This is a genomic window from Mesorhizobium sp. M1295 (genome assembly GCF_040318135.1).
Lineage (GTDB): Bacteria > Pseudomonadota > Alphaproteobacteria > Rhizobiales > Rhizobiaceae > Mesorhizobium.
In genome coordinates this window covers 26,968-43,073 of sequence record NZ_JAMYLU010000034.1, presented here as the reverse complement: position 1 = coordinate 43,073, position 16,106 = coordinate 26,968, and the positions used below count along the sequence as shown (strand labels likewise).

Below are 16,106 nucleotides of genomic sequence, written 5' to 3'. Positions count from 1 at the left end.
CGCCAAGAGCCTCTGAAACAGCCCAAGCTTGACCTGAAACGAAACCCAATCCAAACATCTACGAGACCCAGGATCAGTCCGAAAAATGGCCGGCTTCAAATCGGAACACCGGCCGGAATGAAATCGGAATGACTGGCCGGCTTCAAATCGGAATCGATGGCCGGCTTCATCGGAATACGCAGCTTGGCACAAACTCCTCGCCGTCTCCGATGCCATCACTTCATTCGGAATGCGGGAGTGGGCCCATATCGGTCAAATCCCATGACTCTTGGTATTATTCCACGTCGAAATACCGCCCTGGCAATAGAAGCGCCTGCGCGACCCCGACAAGCCCGCCGATCAGCAGGTCGATCTGACATTCGCAACGCCGCCGCGCGGACTCGCTGTCACCAGTCATGCGGCCTTCGTCGTATATGTACCCTGCATGTCGCTGCGCTGGTACCGGGACGGCAAGTAGACAGAACAACGCGAAACACGAGCTACATCTGATCTTGCGGCTGAGCGCCAACGAGCCATGTTGGGCGATCCTCGAATGCTGCGTCTTTTGCAAGCCGCTCGCACAGCGCTTGCCAACTAGGATCGCCGGTGAATGCTGGTAAGCTGCCCCATGCCTCGCTCAAAGGCATCGCGCCATAGGCGTCGATCAACTGCTCAAAACACGACGTACCAGACTGGGCAAACAGACTAAACGGATCGATGGGGCCAGGTGAGATCGTGCGATGCCCCCACATACACGGCTCGCAGTCGGATCCTAGCGAGGCGGTTAAGCTACGATTTGCAGGTGACGGAAAGTCGGCGAGGGCAGACAACAACGCATGGCGCATAATTGGATAGTAGACAATCTGGCTATTACCGCCGAGCGCCCGCAGTCCAGGAAGTATCGACGTGACCAAAAATGACAGAAACAGACTGGGTATGATCTCACCCCCATTCAAGGACCGGACGAGCGCGTCAGGTGCGCATCGTAGCGAGAAGGTCCCGTTTGCATTCAACAGCAGGCCGCCGTCCAATCGCAGGGGAAAGACGCGCCCTCCTGCCAAATGCCAAAAGAAATCAGTGGTTGTCTTCGTCCAACCGCCCCATTGGCCGCAATTAAACGACTTGAAATGAGTAAGCAGCCTCTTCGCAAAAGAGCCTGCTCCAAACAGCGTTAACGAAAGCCACGACGACGGATCGCGAAGATGCTGGGCAACAAGTTCCGCCACGTCCAGATCGTCAATTTGCAGTAACTGTAGGTTCGATGCGAAGAAGCGGTGCCAGAGGCTCCGATTGGCTGCCTTGATAGCCTCGGCGGCCGAGCGAAACTCACCATCTGGCAGGGCCTTTTGCAAATGCTCGACCAATTGGCTCGCATCAGCAGTCTCTCCGGAATTCGTCAGAGCAAACCGCTGTGGCGAATGCCGACCGCAAATACTGAATGGATCCATTTTGCTGCGTGACAAACCGAAGACATTGAGGGTTCTATCACCGACTCGCAACCAACCTGGTCCTTTCTTCGCGCGTTCAGTGAATTTTACGGTCGAAGCCGAATAGGACACATACCAGCTGTCTTCATGGGCACGAAGCCCTATGGCACTAAAGATATGAGTATAGAACGCATCGGGTTCAAAAACCAGATTACAATGTGGGCCGGTCTGAATGACGGGTCGGCTGCGAAGCTGCTTACGGAGCTTTTCGATCTGCTGGTGCCGATAACCCAAAAGTAGCGCGCGATCTGCAAGTAGCAGTTCAATTTGCTCCAGAGCGTGCATGCGGACAGGATCTGCAGCGGCTGGTTTCGCGTCATAGACGGCATGCGCATACGCATGCGTCGGAAGTGTCGAGTACCGCGAAATGTACGGTTTGAGCCAAACCAACGCTTCGGCGACCGCCCTTGGAGATAACGAATTCATTGCATATATCCGATGTTTCTTGGACTATCATGTTGCATCAATGCCCAGCGTTATGATCGGAACTCTTGATCGTCCCGCAGCGGTTGCCGAAAAAAATTCGGCTATTTTATTCAACGGCGGAGCCTTATCGCATTTCTTGAAAAGGCCTCGTGTTCCATTTCGCTCTTCCCATCCGGATTGCTGGAAGTAGATCTCCGCCATTGCCGCATGAGCGTGCCATCTCTAGATGAATGTGTGCGTACACACATGGACAGGCGCTGCACACCGAAGTTTGAGCGTTCCAAAAGATGCGGCTCTGTGCAACTGCTTCAGTAGGCCTACGTTGACAAAGATCTATCAAATCACAGCAAATTATACAGTAACTTTCCAATTAAATTTAGATTTCGCCATCTTTTCGGAAATGTCACAATGGACCAAATATTAAATTTTATGACGTAAGAATGTCAAAGACGGCAAGCGCCATATTATTGCCGACATGGAAGGGCACTTGGTTGGGTCGACGGTACATGGGGCCGACATCCAGGACAGGGATGGGCAGTTGCCGTGATCGGAGACCATTCGACAGCTTTACCCGTGGCTGCGTCATCTATTCGCCGGTGGCGGGCAGGAGAAAGACTAACGGAGGCTCTGGCCGATCTGGGCAGGTGGACTATCGAACTCATCAAGCGCTCTGACACGGCCAGAGGGATCGAAGTACTGCCGCAATGATGGATGGTCGAGCGAACTTTTGCGGCCGGCCATGCTGGTCTGTCAGGACCCCGCTTTTCGAGGGGGTGCCCTCGATCCTGGAGCGAGATCAGGCTGCCGCCGTTCTGAAGGCCGTGAGAATGGACACGACACCGAGGCGGTTGAGGGAGCATGCGATCCTGCAACTGCTCGCGACCTATGGCCCAAGGTCGAGCGAGATCTGCAACCTCCGGCTTGAGGACATCAACTGGCGGGCGGAATCGATCCGCATCCGGCACACCAAGACTAAAGCCTATTCCTTCCTACCCCTGATGGAGCCGGCCGGCGAAGCAGTGCCTGCCTATTTACTTGTGGGGCGGCCGGCGACGTCAATGGCTCGAGGGTAACCGATGGTAGTGCGACATCCAGTTTGGGCATGGAGAGAACGACATCAGTGATGCAGATCCGGTCAAGCCGGGGATCGCGAGAACCTGAGTGATTCAACGTGTATCGCAGCGCTGCAGCTTGGTGAGGGCCCGATCCACCGACACCATCATGGCCATCTTCCGGAGGCCGCACAAAAACGGCCGAACACCTGAATGAACCTGACCGGTTCAGTATTGCCATTGTTAGAGTCTTTTTGCTCAACGTGGGCTGTCCACACATGAGTCTGCGGGTGTCGATCGCCATTCATTTTGGCCGTTTGCAGAAGTGGGGCCACGGTCGCCCAAGTTCGTCCACCGCCGTCCGAAGCAGCGTCATAATGCCGGGAATCCCGGCTTCGACGTTGTCGTCACCTATCCATTCCATCCGTTGGTTGGGCAGACCGTTGCGGTGGTCGGCGAGCATGATCATGACGGCATCTGCCACCTTTTGGTTCGGCAGCCGCACGGCGGAACCTTCCATCTTCCCGACTGGATTGCCGCCCCACAGGCCGGTTCGGTTGCGATCGTTGCCGCGCCCCGACTTTCGCTCACACACCTCCTCGAACTTCGCGCACTTCTCGATCATCTCGTAGGCTCTCTTCCAAGAGACTCGATCTCCGGAGGAGGACATGCCGATGAAGAGTCCGCTGCGCACCCAACTGGATTTGTTTGTGCCCATCATACCATGTCGGGCGAGGAACGCGTAAAGGCGGTTGTGCTGTTGCAGTCTCTACTCGTCGAAGCAGCGTCCGTGCAGGGCGTCGGACTGTTGATCCCGGAGGAAGGAGGCGGGTGATGAGCAAGACTACCGCTGAACACCTTTGCCGCAGCGCCATCATCTACATCCGGCAATCAACGTCCTACCAGGTCGTAAACAACTTGAGAGCCAGCGTCGCCAATATGGCCTAGCTGAGCGGGCTCGGCAGTTGGGTTGGGATGATGTGCAAATCGTCGATGACGATCTCGGCTGATCCGGCGCCGGCACGGCTGGGCCCGGCTTTGAGAAGCTGTTGGGCCATCTGCGAAGATGTCGGAGCGGTCGTCTCGCTGGAGGAGACGCGACTGGCGCGCAACGGCCATACTGGCACACCTTGCTTGAGTTCTGCGGGTTGGTCGGGACATTGATCGTAGATGAAGATGGCGTCTACGATCCGCATCTGATCAACGATCGTCTGCTGCTTGGCATGAAGGGCACGATGAGCGAGATGGAGCTTTCGGTGTTCCGGCAGCGCTCCATCGAAACGCTCAGGCAGAAGGCTCGCCGGGGGGAACTTCTGCTGACTGTGGCTGTCGGCTATGTCAAAGCGGATGATGGGCAGCTCGACAAGGATTCGGATCCTCGTGTCCAGGAGGGCATTGCTCTGGTGTTCCGCAAGTTGGCCGAGTTGCAGTCGATCCGGCAGGTTTTGCTCTGGTTCCGGCAGGAGCAAGTTCTAGTTCCGGCCGTCGTTCAGGGCCGCGAAAAACACGCGATTGAATGGAAGATGCCGGTCTATCACACGCTCCACCACATGCTGACCAATCCGGTCTATGCCGGCGCCTACGCATTTGGCCGGCGCGGAACGCGCGTTGTAATCGAAGGCGGACGCAAGCGCGTTATGCGTGACAGCATGCGCCGGAACTGGAAGGACTGGTAGTTTTTGATCCGCAGCCACCATGAGGCATATGTTTCCTGGAGGAGTTCGAGAGGAATCAGCACTTGATCGCCGACAACGCCAACGGCAAGAGCTACCTTGGGCGCGGGGCGATCCGCCGCGGAGAAGCCTTGCTGCCAGGCCTATTGCGCTGCGCACGCTGCGGCCGTCGATTGCATGTCCCTTACAGCGGCAAAGGCGGAAACACCCAAGGCGGCGCTGGCTGCCATGGAGGTGCAAGACCAGGAGCATAGCGACAAGCGACAGCAGGTCGAGAATGCTTGCCGGCAGGCCCGGTACGAGGTGGAGCGTGCACGCCGCCGATACAATGCGGTCGATCCCGAGAACCGGCTTGTCGCCGGTGAACTCGAGCGACGCTGGAACGAGAAGCTGACCCACCTGGCCGAGCTTGAGGAGGAGCTGGACCGCTTGGCCCCGCTGCAAGCACCAACGGTCTCCACCGACGATCGTGCAAGGCTGATGGCTCTCGGGAACGACCTCGCCCGGGAATGGGACAGTCCGGGCGCTTCGAACGAGACGCGCAAGAAGATCATTCGCTTGTTGGTCAAGGAGATCATCGTTGATGTCGTGGACGATAGTCTGGCGCTCATCATCCATTGGCAAGGTGGCGATCACACACGTCTCATCGTGAAGAAGAACAAGGTCGGGCAAACCCGCTGGACGATCGAAGGCGATACCCTTGATCTTGTTCGGGTACTGGCCCGCCAGATGTCGGATCTGTCCATCGCCGCCATCCTCAATCGCGCCGGCAAAAGGACAGGGAAGGACAATAGCTGGACGCGTAAGTAGGGTGTGCAGTCTTCGCAACACCCATGGCATTGCGCCATACCGGGACGGCGAACGTGCGGAGCGTGGCGAAGCAACGCTCGACGAAGCCGCGGGGATCCTCCAGGTCAGCCCGTCGACAGTTCGTCGCATGGTCAACCGCGGCACGTCGGCAGCGAATCAACTATGCAATGGTGCACCCTGGATCATTCACCTCTCGGATATCGAGAATGATGCCGTTCGGCGTAATGCGCGGCGGTCACGGCGTCCGGCGTCTCATGATCCGCGTCAAAATGTCCTTAATTTATAGATCGACAGATGAGTAGTATATCGCACCGCCGTCGCTGCCGGCGAAGAGGCTGTTTGTAATTGTCTGGACCTGACGCGCGCTCCACGATGTTGGAGTCGATCTCGATGCGACCGTCCGTCAGATAGCGTTCCAGTTCGTGGTGAGGATTTAACAGTCTGGGATTCCCAGGAACGCTGGCCGGGAGGGAGAGGTTCGCTTCTTGGGCGAGGTCGACGCATCGGAGACGAGCATGCGCCGAGTTATCCAGCGGATCGCCACAAGTTCGGCCGGGTGAATTTTTGTTACAAGGCCGGCCCGACCGGCTATGGTCTCTATCGGCTGATCCATTCGCTCGCCCATGAATGCATGGATGTCGCCCCGTCGCTGATCCCGAGGAAGCCTGGCGTCCGCAATCGCGATGGCGTTTTTCAGCTTCGCGACATCAATTCCGACAAATGCTCCCCTGTAATCTGCCACGGCTCGACCTCCTGTGATGAGGATCGGCTCGGACCGCCCGAAGCAACCCTCGGACGCGCAGTGTAGGGCGAGCCACCTCACCGGCAGAGGCGGACATACGGTATTACTCATTCCAGGAGACCAGACAGGCTTCCTCGAGGGCCGGGCGATCTTGGTTTCCAGCCGTTCGTTGCGGGCGAGCCCGAAGACGTAGTCGACGCGGTTGATCTCGCACCAGCCCATCAGCTCCTCGCGCGCAAAACCGGAATCAGCGCGCAGGATGATGCGGGCTTTTAGTCTAGTGCGCGTCCATAAAGGCCGGTTTTTCTGAGGTTCAAGGGTCGTTTGGCCGCGCAACCGGTGCTGCTTGGCAGCGCGTGATGGCACGAGGCGTGCAGATCGCGAGCGAGAGCATTTGCAGCGGCCATGCCAGCATAGGGTATCGGCCGGCGCCCGCCGGCGAGCCCACTGAGCGCGCCCCGATGAGTGGCGTCAGACCGGTTTGAGGCGGGTGAAGAGTGCGAGATTGTAAGCCACCACAGAGGACCAGACATAGGTCTTGAAGTGGCCGAGCCCGCGCCAGGTGCAGCGCCCCAAGCCGTAGGCACGTTTCAGGCAGGAGATGCCGGCCTCGATGCCGGCGCGGAAGTTGCGCAGCTTTCGATAGACCCAGCTGCTTTTGACCATGTCTTCGACCTTGAGGCCGCTCTTCTGTGGAAGGCCATGTCGCGCACACCGCAGGCCTTGGCCCGGCGCAGATTTTCGCGGCTGGCATATCCGCATCGGCCGCCGCCTGCCGCGGCGCCTGGTCGTAGAAGGCGATGTGGCGCTCAAGCATCGGCAAGAACCGCTCGCTGTCGGCCGGGTTTCCGGTTTCGATGACGAGGTCAAGAATCAGCCCGCTTCGCCCGGTGGTCAAATTGAGCTTGTGGCCATAATCGACGTCGCGGCTGCCCTTGACGATGATGTCGCATGCGGCTCGAACAAGCTGACCAGCTTGTCGCCGGCCTACACCGCCTCGCCGGTCAGGACCCGCCGCTCTGTATGGGCGATGATCTGTTCAATCAGCGGCCGGTAGTGGCGGATCTGGGCCTGCCACAGTTCGCCGGCCGGCCTCCCCGCCAGGGGCAACTGCGCCGCCTGCTCGACTTAGGCCAGGGTTTTGCGGGTGATCTTGAGCAGCTCGCGGTAGGCTTGACCCGTTTGGGGCGGCCGCGGGCATACTTGATCGTCCGGGCCCGCCTCTTCGCCGCGCGGCAATGATGGTGCCATAGTATGGCGCTGTCAAGTGCATCCGCCTGCTGCAACAAATCACCCGCACGGCATCCCACAATAGGCTGCTGTCGCTCGGCTCGTGGTTCAGCGCCGCGGTGACGGTGCTGTCGAGCCGCATGACGCTGCCGGTTTCGACCCTGTGCTGGCGGGCGCTCGTCAGGAGCACTCGATTGATGTCTTCCAGGTTTCGGCCCGTATGGCGCTGATCGTCTTATGCAGCACCGACTTCTTCGGGCTCCACCCCCACGGCAGCCGGGCAAAGGCCCGGAACGAGGCGGAGTCTTCCAGATGGAAGGCCAGTTCCTGATAACTCAACTGGCGGCATTGCTTAAGCAGCGCGCAGCGCAGCACTGCTTCCGCCGGCAGGCCCGCGCGACCGGTTTCCTTGACGCCATGTGTGGGACCCTAGCCATGCGGGATCTCGTCCGCGCACGGGCGGCCGCAGTCGAGACGCTTCGCGTCTACCGGCAGCATGTGAGCGCCTTGATGCTCAAGCACGGACGGATCTATCCTCGCAGGAAAGGCTGGTCGATGCGCTATCTGCGCTGGCTGCAGGAACAACCGTTCGATCATCGCACTTCAGGAAATAGTTGAAGCAGTCCGCGTCTCGAAAGAGCGGGTCGAGCGACTTGAGGGTGTGATCGAGGAGTTCGTTCCGACCTGGTCACTGGCGCCGATAGTGCGGGCGCTGCAGACCCTGAGGGGCGTAGAGCTGATCGTTGCCGTGACATTCGCCACCGAGGTTGGTGACGTACAGCGGTTGGAGAGCCCGCGCCAGCTCATGGGTTATCTTGGCCTCGCTCCCGGCGAACGATCGACCGGGGAGACAGTCCCGCACCCCAGACCCGGGCGCGATCATGCCACCGCCTTCAGAGCCGACAGCACCCGCCGCAACGCTGCCTCGCTGACCGCGGCGTCCACCCGCACGCGCACACCGCCACCAAGACGATCTCAAGCATGCCGCGCTGTTCCGCCCCGGCCGGCGCGGCTGGTGAGGCAGCCGACGCGCTGCTGATAACTTCGACGGGGACCAATTCCAGCGGCGAAGCCGCCGACGTCGGCGTGCGCATCTGCCGGCGCCTCGTGAACAACAGGTTCCCATTGACATCGTGCCGCCGCGCCACCAGCGACACCGACGACCCTGATTTACAGCTCTCGGCAACCAGCCGCTGCTTCTCTTCGAGAGTGTATGACTTGCGTCGGCGGGCGCGCGCCATCCCAGAAACTTGGCCAGCCACTGCATCCGTCGCGATCGGTCCCTTAAGCCTCGCTCGTGGACGCTATCGTCAGACGTCCAGAGCGCGATCGCTATCCGATCCGAACCTCGCCCGGGAAGGCGGTCGTCACCGGCCGTTACCGGCCGTTACCGGGCGCTTACAAATCGCCTCCATAAGGAAGTGAAACACAAACCCGACATCAGCGAAATCCTTCGATTCAACCTGAATGTCCGACGCTCTAGCCTACCGATGGAGTTGTCTAATCGCGTCTCTGGCTTCAAGCATCTATGGAGTTGATAGGGTACTGCCCGGAGCATGATTGTCTTTGACGAGACATGGTTCAACGCATCAGCGGAATGGCTCGGCTCACGTCCCGCGGGGTGACCTCGGCGCTCGACCCAGAGTTGATCGAGGGGTGCTCAACGTCGTCCGCCAGCTCGGCACCGAGCATGACCGAGTCTGTTTCTTCTGCGCCGGCAAGATCGTCGAATACGGCACCGCCCGACCAACTCTTAAGCGATCCGCAGAGCGAATGCGTGAGTTCCTCGGTGCCATGATGTGGGTGAAGCGATCCAGAAGGGCGTCGCATCCTCCACTGTCACCTGCTACGAGCTCCCCTCGCCACTCATAATCTGTTGCGCTGCAGCCGTTCTCGCATCCTGGACGCCTTGCCCCATGCCGAGCGATTCCGTTCATCCAAATTGAGAGATTTCTTCATGGGTAAGGACCGAAATTCCATTGAATAATCCTGCACACGTGCAGCCACGTTTGCCTTCAGAATGACCGTCTTCTGCGCGTCCGAGTACTTCTATGCCTTCATCGTCTACCGCTTCCTCCAAGCCAGGGGGATGTTACCGCGGAAACTACTTTCGAACGATGCATTTGTCAGGGTTCAGATCAGATCGGCGAGATTGACGGCACGCCTTTGTCGACATGCGCTGACGACGATGTCGGCGAGCACAAGGATCTTGTGCCGCCGTGAGCGCGCAGAGCGCCTCGTCACGAGATAGCTTGCGTAGAGGGAGGCAATGCCAGATGCAGCTTGCAACGCGACAACATCAGTCCCGATTTGGAACTCTCGCTTTGCGTTTCTTACCTGATTTCGCTGTCGTAGAAGAGGTCGACGGGGGCGAGCGGAGGTGTAGAGCCCAAGCTCTCGATTTCAAATGTGTGTTGAAATCCGCAAGGTGAGCATCGAACCGGAGTAGAGCGTTACCTGCTGCATCCGTGCGATGTCCGGCGATCAACGCGCCAAGCACTTCAGCAACCGCGAACGCCGGGGTCATTGTATGAAAAAAGGAGGGACTTTTCGTCTGGACAAGAACGACATCGTCCGCAACGCGGGCGAGCGGAGCTACCAAGCTGTCGGTGATGGCGACGATCGGGATGCCATGCTGATGCGCACATTCGGCAATCTCGACGGTGACGCGTGTGTAGGGGAACACGCTTGTTGCGAAGAGCACGTCGTTGCGACCGGCGCGGGACAATGCGTCCGAACCGGTGCCGCCGATCGCTTCAAGTATAACCGACTTGTCCCCAATCATGGACAGAATGTAGTGAAGATGCCAAGCGATCGCGTGGCTCGACCTTAAGCCGATGCAAAAGACACTCTTGGCGTTCGCAAGGCGCCTTGCGGTTGATACTATTGCATCCAGTTGAGACGACTCGGCCAGCTGCCCAATCTGGGCCGCTTGCGCCAGCAGAATTTCGCGAGCCAGGCCGTGGTCGCCTTTGAGTTTTTGAGCAGCCGCTTGCGCGTCGGCCTTCCCAGCGAATCCGAAATCGCCGCTGCGAACCGCCTCAGCATAGATTTGGCGAAGCTCGTCGTATCCTGTGAGGCCAAGATGCTTGGCCACTCGTGTCATGGTGGCCGGCAGAACGCCAGCCAGACGCGCCTGATCGCGCATAGACAGCAGCGCGACGTCGTGGGGTTGGTCAATAATATAGCGCGCTGCCAATTGGAACTGCTTCGACATGGCGTCGATGTCTTCGATCAATCGCTCCGTAAAAGGTCCGTCAGCCATCATTTACATCTAGCGTGCATGTTAGCATCTGCAACATGTTGCATTGCTCAGACAAGTGATTTTTTCGGGCTGATGCGAGTGCCGCGGTTGCTTCCTCCACAATCTAAGTTTCAGGACCTGCTCGTGGCGAGCCGATCCCCGGTTTGAGACGAGATTTAGGCATAAGCTCACTTCCGTAGGGCAGGGCTCCCTTGTAGTCGCCGGGAAAAACGACCGTGGAGTGCGCCGAAAACGCTTGTACTTCGATCAACTCCATTTCGGATCTTCCGCTGGTTCGTCGGCATCGGCATCGACGATGCGGCATGGAACCATTCAGTGTTCACGAAGAATCGTGACCGGCTGCTGGAAGGGGACATCGCGGCAAAAGTTCCTGGCGGTGCTGGCGGGCCAAGGTGAAGAAGCTTTTGTCGGCGCAGCACTTCTCGGTTGACGGCACGCTGATCGAGGGCTGGACCTCGGTGGAGAGCGTCAAAGCGAAGGACGGTTCGGACGAGCCACCGGCGCAAGGCGGTGGGCGCAACGCCGAAGCGGACTTTCATGGCCAGAAGCGGTCGAACGACACGCATGCTTCGACCACCAATCCGGATGCCAGGGGAAGGAGACCAGGCTGTGCTTCATCGGGCATGGGCTGATGGAGAACCGCCGGGCCTGCTGGTCGACACCTGCCTGACGCTGGCCGACGGACATGCCGAGCGAGTGGCGGCATTGCACATGATCGAGCCGCGCCGACCGGCCTCGGGCGATCACGCTCGGTGCCGATAAGGCCTACGACGCGGAGGACTTCATCAATGAGTTGCGCTCGATGAAGGTGACGCCGCACGTGGCGCAGAACACGAACAGGCGAAGTTCGGCGACCGATCGCCGCACGACCCGACACGGCGGCTATGCCGTCAGCCAGTTGTATTCGCAAGCGGACCGAGGAGACGTTCGGCTGGATCAAGACGGTCGCCTGACAGGCGAAGATCAAGTTGCGCGGCCGCGATCGCGTCGGATGGACCTTCACCTTCGCGGCTGCCGCCTGCAACCTGGTGCGGCTGCGCAGGCGCATCGCGGTGCCGACATGACTGCGCCCGCAGCTGCCAGTTGATCAGCCGCTGGCGCATCGTCGAAGCCGATCTGTGGGATCGCAGCTACCTGAACCTCGGCGGTCCCGCCATGATCACCATCGATGGCGACAACGATGGCAAGATCGCCCTTGATGGTTCACTTCACATAGGCTGGATGTGACGAGATGGACGAAGTTATAGGCGACCCTAGGCCGAACTGCTCGACGACGGCTCGATCGAGATCACATTCACCTACCACAACGTCGATGAGGCCATCCTCAAGGCCAAGCGCGATACTTTTTCAACAGATGGGGTGAATAATGCTTCAAGGCTATTTCCCTCCTTCAGGATTCACAACCAGAAGTGTGCGCCTCACCGACCCCAATCAGAGAAGCCTGCTAGGTGCCTTCATAGGCTCCGGGGCCCATCGTCAGCCACATGCGGATCAGGTCTAACCTGAGGTCGATGGCGATGTGGTTCTGATACCAGGGCGGGAATGGCGATGTCTACTGCCGGAATCTTCGTGTTGCGCTGCTTCGGCGCGGCGATATCTCCACCGCTCGGAGCCATCTGTGATTCACATGGTTCACCTATACGATTTATGAAACAGATGTTGCAAATTAAATCGCCTCTGTTATCGTGCCCAGCGGTTACAATCCCGTCTAGCGGGTCATAGGAAGGACTTGATGTTTCAAACAGTTACCTACGAAATCCAGGACAGCATCGCCGAAATTCGTCTGAATCGTCCGCACCGGCTGAACGCAGTGGTGCAGAAATTATACGACGAAGTCCTGGTAGCTCTGGATCGATCTGAAAAAGACAAAAACGTGCGCGTCATCGTCCTAACCGGAGTAGGGCGGGCGTTTTGCGTTGGCGCCGATTTGAAGGAACACAAGGCCGGTCGTACGGCATTCGACAGGCGACAATATCTGATGAGCGAACAAAGGGTGTGTCGTCGTCTGGTCTCCCACCCGAAGCCTGTCATTGCCGCGGTGAACGGTTATGCGCTTGGCGCCGGTGCCGAGATAGCACTCGCTTGTGATTTTATTGTCATGGCTGCATCGGCGCGGATCGGACTTCCCGAAATCGGCCTGGGCGCATTCCTCGGCGGCGGAGTCACACACATCCTTCCGCGACTTGTTGGCCTGGCAAAGGCGCGTGAGCTACTCTTCCTAAGCCGGCAGATCGATGGAGCGGAAGCGGTCCGGATCGGGCTAGCTTCAAACTGTGTCCCCGACGAAGACTTCGCTGAACGGGTCCGCACCCTCGCAGGCGAACTATCGAAAAAGGCGCCATTCTCCATGCAGCTTGCGAAAGAGCAGTTGGCGTCCGCCGCTGACGGTACGTTCGAAGCTTCGCTTACCGCCGAGCTTGAGGGTATGACGTTTTGTTCGACAACGCGTGATTGGCAGGAAGGTGTCAACGCCTTCGCCGAGAAGCGTTCGCCGGTCTTCCGGGGGGAATGATGGTGTCGTCGAACGAACTGGCTGACATTCTATCCCCGAACTCAATCGCAATTATCGGCGCATCCAAGAATCCGGCCAAGCGCGGATATCGGTCGATCAGGAAACTCCTAGATGGCGGCTATGCGGGGGAAATCTATCCGATCAATCCGAAAGAAAGTGAAATCTGCGGCATTAGGTGTCTACCCGATCTGGGCAGCCTGCCGGGGCCAGTCGACCTTGCGCTGGTCTGCACTCCCGCGGCGACCGTTGCTTCAGTCATCACCGAATGCGCCACAAAAGTAGTGCGCGGTGCAGTGGTTCTGGCGGGTGGCTTTGGAGAGGCTGGAGACAGCGGCAAGCGGCTCCAGGATGAAGTGCTAGCGGCCGCGCGCGCCGGTGGGGTGAGGATCATCGGGCCAAATACCTCGGGCCTATTTAATACTCACAAAGCCTGCAATCTCGTCGGCTTTTCGGACCTGCGGAAGGGCAACATTGGCCTTTTGTCCCAGTCCGGCAACATGGCTCTGTCACTCGTCACCGAAGCCCAAGCCAACGGGCATATAGGTGTGAGCACTTATGTGGGGATAGGTAACGAGGCTGATATCCGCTTCGACGAGTATCTCGACTACTTTGCGGCCGATCCCAATACCAACGTGGTGATCGCCTACGTTGAAGGACTGAAAGACGGCTGCCGCTTTTTAAACGCCTTAAGGCGGATCTCGCGGGAGAAACCAGTTGTTATTTACAAATCGGGTCGCACAAGTGCCGGACGCATTTCCGCGAAGTCTCATACCGGCGCTTTGGCTGGCGAATATGCCGTCAGCGAAGGCGTGCTGAGGCAAGCCGGCGCAATCCTTGCACATCGGTCCGACGAGATCCTGCCGATCGCGGAGGCCCTATCGTTGCTGCCCCCCCTGCGCTCGCGCCGCCTCGCCATCCTCGCGGATGGCGGAGGCCACGCGACAATTGCAGCCGACGCCTTATCTGAGCGCGGTCTGGCGCTCGCTCCTCTGAGCGAAGACACGCGGCGGCGGCTGGCGGCAGAACTTCCTCAGGCCGCGTCGGTTATTAACCCTGTCGACGTAGCTGGGGGTACGGATTCGGACCCATCTGTTTTTGCCGCTTGCGCCGAGATTCTCTTGCAGGATCCGATGGTGGACGGACTTCTAATATCAGGTCTCTATGGTGGTTACGCGGTCCGTTTCTCACAAGACCTGCTCGCAGCAGAAATCGATGCCACGAACCTCATTGGCGCAATGCCACACCGGTTCGGCAAGCCCATAGTGGTCCACAGCCTGTACTGTGCGCTTCAGGCAGATCAGCGGCCGTTGCCCCTCCTCGAGATGCGCGGTGCAGGCATCCCAGTGCACAGCTCCCTGGAAACTGCCGTGCGATGCATGCAGGCTCTAGCGGAGCACGGTGAGGTGGGCCGCGCCTTTGCCGCGCCGCCGCCAAAGCAAGCGCAGCACGGGAAAATCTTTGAGCAGTTTCTTGCGCGATGCAGAGCAGAGGGCAGACGGGTAGTTTTGGAGCACGAAGCGCGAGCCAGTCTGCGCGACTTCGGCCTGAATCTCGCCCCGGCTTTGCTGGCTGTGAACGCAAAAGAGGCCGAAGAGGCTTTTCTCCGTGTTGGCGCGCAGCCGGTTGCGATGAAAATTGTATCTCGCGATATACTGCACAAAACAGAAGTCGGCGGAGTCAAACTCAATGTCGCCGACGTGGCATCAGTGCACCGCGGCTTCTTTGAGATTGTAGCCAATGCCAAGGCTGCAGTAACCAATCCGAATATTGCCGGTGTCCTAGTCACTCCGATGGCAGCGAAGGGGGGCGTTGAGGTTATCGTCGGCGTAGTGCGCGAAGCCGTATACGGCCCCGTCATGATGTTCGGAGTTGGTGGGGTTCTCGTCGAAGTTCTTAGGGATGTTGTGTTTCGCGCGCTCCCGATCTCGCGCAATGATGCCTTCACGATGTTGGATGAAATTAAGGCGCAGGCGGTTCTCGATGGTGTGCGTGGGGGAGCGCCGGTTGATCGAGGCGCGCTCGCAGATTTCATGGTGAGTATCTCGGATTTCGTTGAAGCCTACCCGGAAATTGATGAACTCGACCTCAATCCAATCCTTGCGTATTCCGACGGTTTGGCCGTCTTAGATGTTCGCGTCCTTCTCACCGCGCGGTCAGTAGAGAAGCAAGGAATTGACGCATGACCGATCTGCCAAAACTCATCAACTCAAAACACGACGTTAGCGACCGCGTCGCCATGCTCGTGCTCGACCGTGACGACGTCCGCAACGGTCCTGATCGACGTATCGTGCGGACGGTCGACTGGATCAATGGTGACGCGGCCGTTTGGTATTGGTATTGACGGGAGCTGGCAAGGCTTTTTCCGCCAGCGGCAACGTCAAGGACATGCGGGATGGTAGAGGAAGCTTCGCCGGGAATGTCTTTGAGGTGCAAGATCGCTACCGCCGCGGAATCCAGCGAATCGCGCTCGCATGCACTGCCTGGAAGTGCTTACCATTGCCGCCGTCAACGGCGCCGTGATCGGAGCGGGCTTTGATCACGCTACGATGTGCTATATTGCGAATGATGACGCGGTATTCGGCTCGACGTTCGTCAATCTCGGAATCGTTCCGGCAGATGGCGGCGCTTGGTTCCTGCAGGATCTGCTCGGTCCCCAAAGAGCAGCGGAGCTGATTTTTACGGGACGTCTGGTGCGCGCCGAAGAGGCTCTACGTCTAGGGATCGTACTCGATATCGCAGCAGCATACGAATTGCGAGCGCAAGCGCTGCAGCTTGCCGCAACCATTGCCGGCAAACCTCCTCTCCTCAGGCACTTCGGCTCGTCAAGCGGCTGCTGAAGGCTGCGCGGCGGTTGGACTTACCTGATTTCCTCGACCTCAGCGCGGTCTCGCAAGGCCTTCGCCACAATGCTTCGGACCATCTCGAGGCGG

13 protein-coding genes and 7 pseudogenes are annotated in these 16,106 nt (G+C 58.8%); 14 read left to right on the top strand and 6 right to left on the bottom strand.

Annotated features, from left to right (window positions below; all coding sequences use genetic code 11):
- Positions 1-479: 479 nt before the first annotated feature.
- Positions 480-1,892, bottom strand: a complete 1,413-nt coding sequence (locus NKH29_RS29885) for a hypothetical protein (protein WP_353001225.1) — start codon at positions 1,890-1,892, stop codon at positions 480-482.
- Positions 1,893-2,328: 436 nt separating this feature from the next.
- On the opposite strand from NKH29_RS29885, the pseudogene NKH29_RS29880 reads away from it, so the two are divergent.
- From NKH29_RS29880 to NKH29_RS29855, 6 genes and pseudogenes are all read left to right on the top strand, one after another.
- Positions 2,329-2,597 (top strand): annotated as a pseudogene (locus tag NKH29_RS29880) (IS5/IS1182 family transposase); the annotation flags it as partial.
- Complete coding sequence (locus NKH29_RS29875; protein WP_353001224.1) at positions 2,597-2,965, top strand: tyrosine-type recombinase/integrase; 369 nt, start codon at positions 2,597-2,599, stop codon at positions 2,963-2,965. The pseudogene NKH29_RS29880 and the gene NKH29_RS29875, both read left to right, overlap by 1 nt.
- 427 nt (positions 2,966-3,392) lie before the next feature.
- Positions 3,393-3,779, top strand: a complete 387-nt coding sequence (locus tag NKH29_RS29870; RefSeq protein ID WP_502911318.1) for a hypothetical protein — start codon at positions 3,393-3,395, stop codon at positions 3,777-3,779.
- 325 nt (positions 3,780-4,104) lie between these two features.
- Entirely contained in the window at positions 4,105-4,620 is a 516-nt protein-coding gene (locus tag NKH29_RS29865) for a recombinase family protein (RefSeq protein ID WP_353001221.1), read from the top strand.
- Between the two features lie 174 nt (positions 4,621-4,794).
- The gene (locus NKH29_RS29860) at positions 4,795-5,427 is read left to right on the top strand and encodes a transposase (protein ID WP_353001219.1); all 633 of its coding nucleotides are present in this window, start codon (positions 4,795-4,797) and stop codon (positions 5,425-5,427) included.
- 127 nt (positions 5,428-5,554) lie between these two features.
- Positions 5,555-5,713 (top strand): hypothetical protein, encoded by a 159-nt coding sequence (locus NKH29_RS29855; RefSeq protein WP_353001227.1) that lies wholly within the window; start codon positions 5,555-5,557, stop codon positions 5,711-5,713.
- A 3-nt stretch (positions 5,714-5,716) separates the two neighbouring features.
- On the opposite strand, the pseudogene NKH29_RS29850 reads toward NKH29_RS29855, so the two are convergent.
- Positions 5,717-5,849 (bottom strand): annotated as a pseudogene (locus NKH29_RS29850) (IS66 family transposase); the annotation flags it as partial.
- A 134-nt stretch (positions 5,850-5,983) separates the two neighbouring features.
- On the opposite strand from NKH29_RS29850, the pseudogene NKH29_RS32755 reads away from it, so the two are divergent.
- Positions 5,984-6,101, top strand: a pseudogene (locus NKH29_RS32755) (IS110 family transposase); the annotation flags it as partial.
- 183 nt (positions 6,102-6,284) lie between these two features.
- Here NKH29_RS32755 and NKH29_RS29840 read toward each other — a convergent pair.
- Both NKH29_RS29840 and NKH29_RS29835 read right to left on the bottom strand, forming a co-directional pair.
- Positions 6,285-6,436, bottom strand: a pseudogene (locus NKH29_RS29840) (transposase); the annotation flags it as partial.
- A gap of 204 nt (positions 6,437-6,640) precedes the next feature.
- Positions 6,641-7,819: pseudogene (locus NKH29_RS29835) on the bottom strand (ISNCY family transposase); the annotation flags it as partial.
- A gap of 3 nt (positions 7,820-7,822) precedes the next feature.
- Here NKH29_RS29835 and NKH29_RS29830 point away from each other — a divergent pair.
- Positions 7,823-8,255: pseudogene (locus tag NKH29_RS29830) on the top strand (transposase); the annotation flags it as partial.
- A gap of 37 nt (positions 8,256-8,292) precedes the next feature.
- On the opposite strand, the gene NKH29_RS29825 reads toward NKH29_RS29830, so the two are convergent.
- Together NKH29_RS29825 and NKH29_RS29820 are read right to left on the bottom strand one after the other, a co-directional pair.
- Complete coding sequence (locus tag NKH29_RS29825) at positions 8,293-8,640, bottom strand: transposase (protein ID WP_353001218.1); 348 nt, start codon at positions 8,638-8,640, stop codon at positions 8,293-8,295.
- A 1,058-nt stretch (positions 8,641-9,698) separates the two neighbouring features.
- A complete protein-coding gene (locus tag NKH29_RS29820) occupies positions 9,699-10,664 on the bottom strand; it encodes a MurR/RpiR family transcriptional regulator (protein ID WP_353001216.1) in 966 nt (321 codons plus the stop codon).
- Between the two features lie 261 nt (positions 10,665-10,925).
- Here NKH29_RS29820 and NKH29_RS29815 point away from each other — a divergent pair.
- The 6 genes and pseudogenes from NKH29_RS29815 to NKH29_RS29790 all read left to right on the top strand — a co-directional run.
- A pseudogene (locus tag NKH29_RS29815) lies at positions 10,926-11,728 on the top strand (IS5 family transposase); the annotation flags it as partial.
- A 19-nt stretch (positions 11,729-11,747) separates the two neighbouring features.
- The gene (locus NKH29_RS29810; RefSeq protein WP_353001215.1) at positions 11,748-11,891 is read left to right on the top strand and encodes a hypothetical protein; all 144 of its coding nucleotides are present in this window, start codon (positions 11,748-11,750) and stop codon (positions 11,889-11,891) included.
- Between the two features lie 505 nt (positions 11,892-12,396).
- Entirely contained in the window at positions 12,397-13,176 is a 780-nt protein-coding gene (locus tag NKH29_RS29805) for an enoyl-CoA hydratase/isomerase family protein (protein WP_353001214.1), read from the top strand.
- Positions 13,177-13,178: 2 nt separating this feature from the next.
- Positions 13,179-15,359: an acetate--CoA ligase family protein gene (locus NKH29_RS29800; RefSeq protein WP_353001213.1), complete on the top strand. Its 2,181-nt coding sequence runs from the start codon at positions 13,179-13,181 to the stop codon at positions 15,357-15,359.
- On the top strand, positions 15,356-15,517 hold the full coding sequence (locus NKH29_RS29795; protein WP_353001212.1) for a hypothetical protein: 162 nt from the start codon (positions 15,356-15,358) through the stop codon (positions 15,515-15,517). The genes NKH29_RS29800 and NKH29_RS29795 overlap by 4 nt, the downstream gene beginning before the upstream one ends.
- Positions 15,518-15,647: 130 nt before the next feature.
- Positions 15,648-16,013 carry an enoyl-CoA hydratase-related protein gene (locus NKH29_RS29790; protein WP_353001211.1) on the top strand — a complete coding sequence of 122 codons (366 nt, stop codon included), beginning with the start codon at positions 15,648-15,650 and terminating at the stop codon, positions 16,011-16,013.
- The last annotated feature ends 93 nt before the right edge of the window (positions 16,014-16,106 follow it).

What these genes read in the sequence shown, in the direction of transcription:
- NKH29_RS29855 (WP_353001227.1), top strand. Translation starts at nt 5,555, where the DNA reads ATGGTCAACCGCGGCACGTCGGCAGCGAATCAACTATGCAATGGTGCA.
- NKH29_RS29885 (WP_353001225.1), bottom strand. Translation starts at nt 1,892, where the DNA reads ATGAATTCGTTATCTCCAAGGGCGGTCGCCGAAGCGTTGGTTTGGCTC.
- NKH29_RS29875 (WP_353001224.1), top strand. Translation starts at nt 2,597, where the DNA reads ATGATGGATGGTCGAGCGAACTTTTGCGGCCGGCCATGCTGGTCTGTC.
- NKH29_RS29790 (WP_353001211.1), top strand. Translation starts at nt 15,648, where the DNA reads ATGCACTGCCTGGAAGTGCTTACCATTGCCGCCGTCAACGGCGCCGTG.
- NKH29_RS29825 (WP_353001218.1), bottom strand. Translation starts at nt 8,640, where the DNA reads ATGGCGCGCGCCCGCCGACGCAAGTCATACACTCTCGAAGAGAAGCAG.
- NKH29_RS29860 (WP_353001219.1), top strand. Translation starts at nt 4,795, where the DNA reads ATGTCCCTTACAGCGGCAAAGGCGGAAACACCCAAGGCGGCGCTGGCT.
- NKH29_RS29795 (WP_353001212.1), top strand. Translation starts at nt 15,356, where the DNA reads ATGACCGATCTGCCAAAACTCATCAACTCAAAACACGACGTTAGCGAC.
- NKH29_RS29805 (WP_353001214.1), top strand. Translation starts at nt 12,397, where the DNA reads ATGTTTCAAACAGTTACCTACGAAATCCAGGACAGCATCGCCGAAATT.
- NKH29_RS29820 (WP_353001216.1), bottom strand. Translation starts at nt 10,664, where the DNA reads ATGGCTGACGGACCTTTTACGGAGCGATTGATCGAAGACATCGACGCC.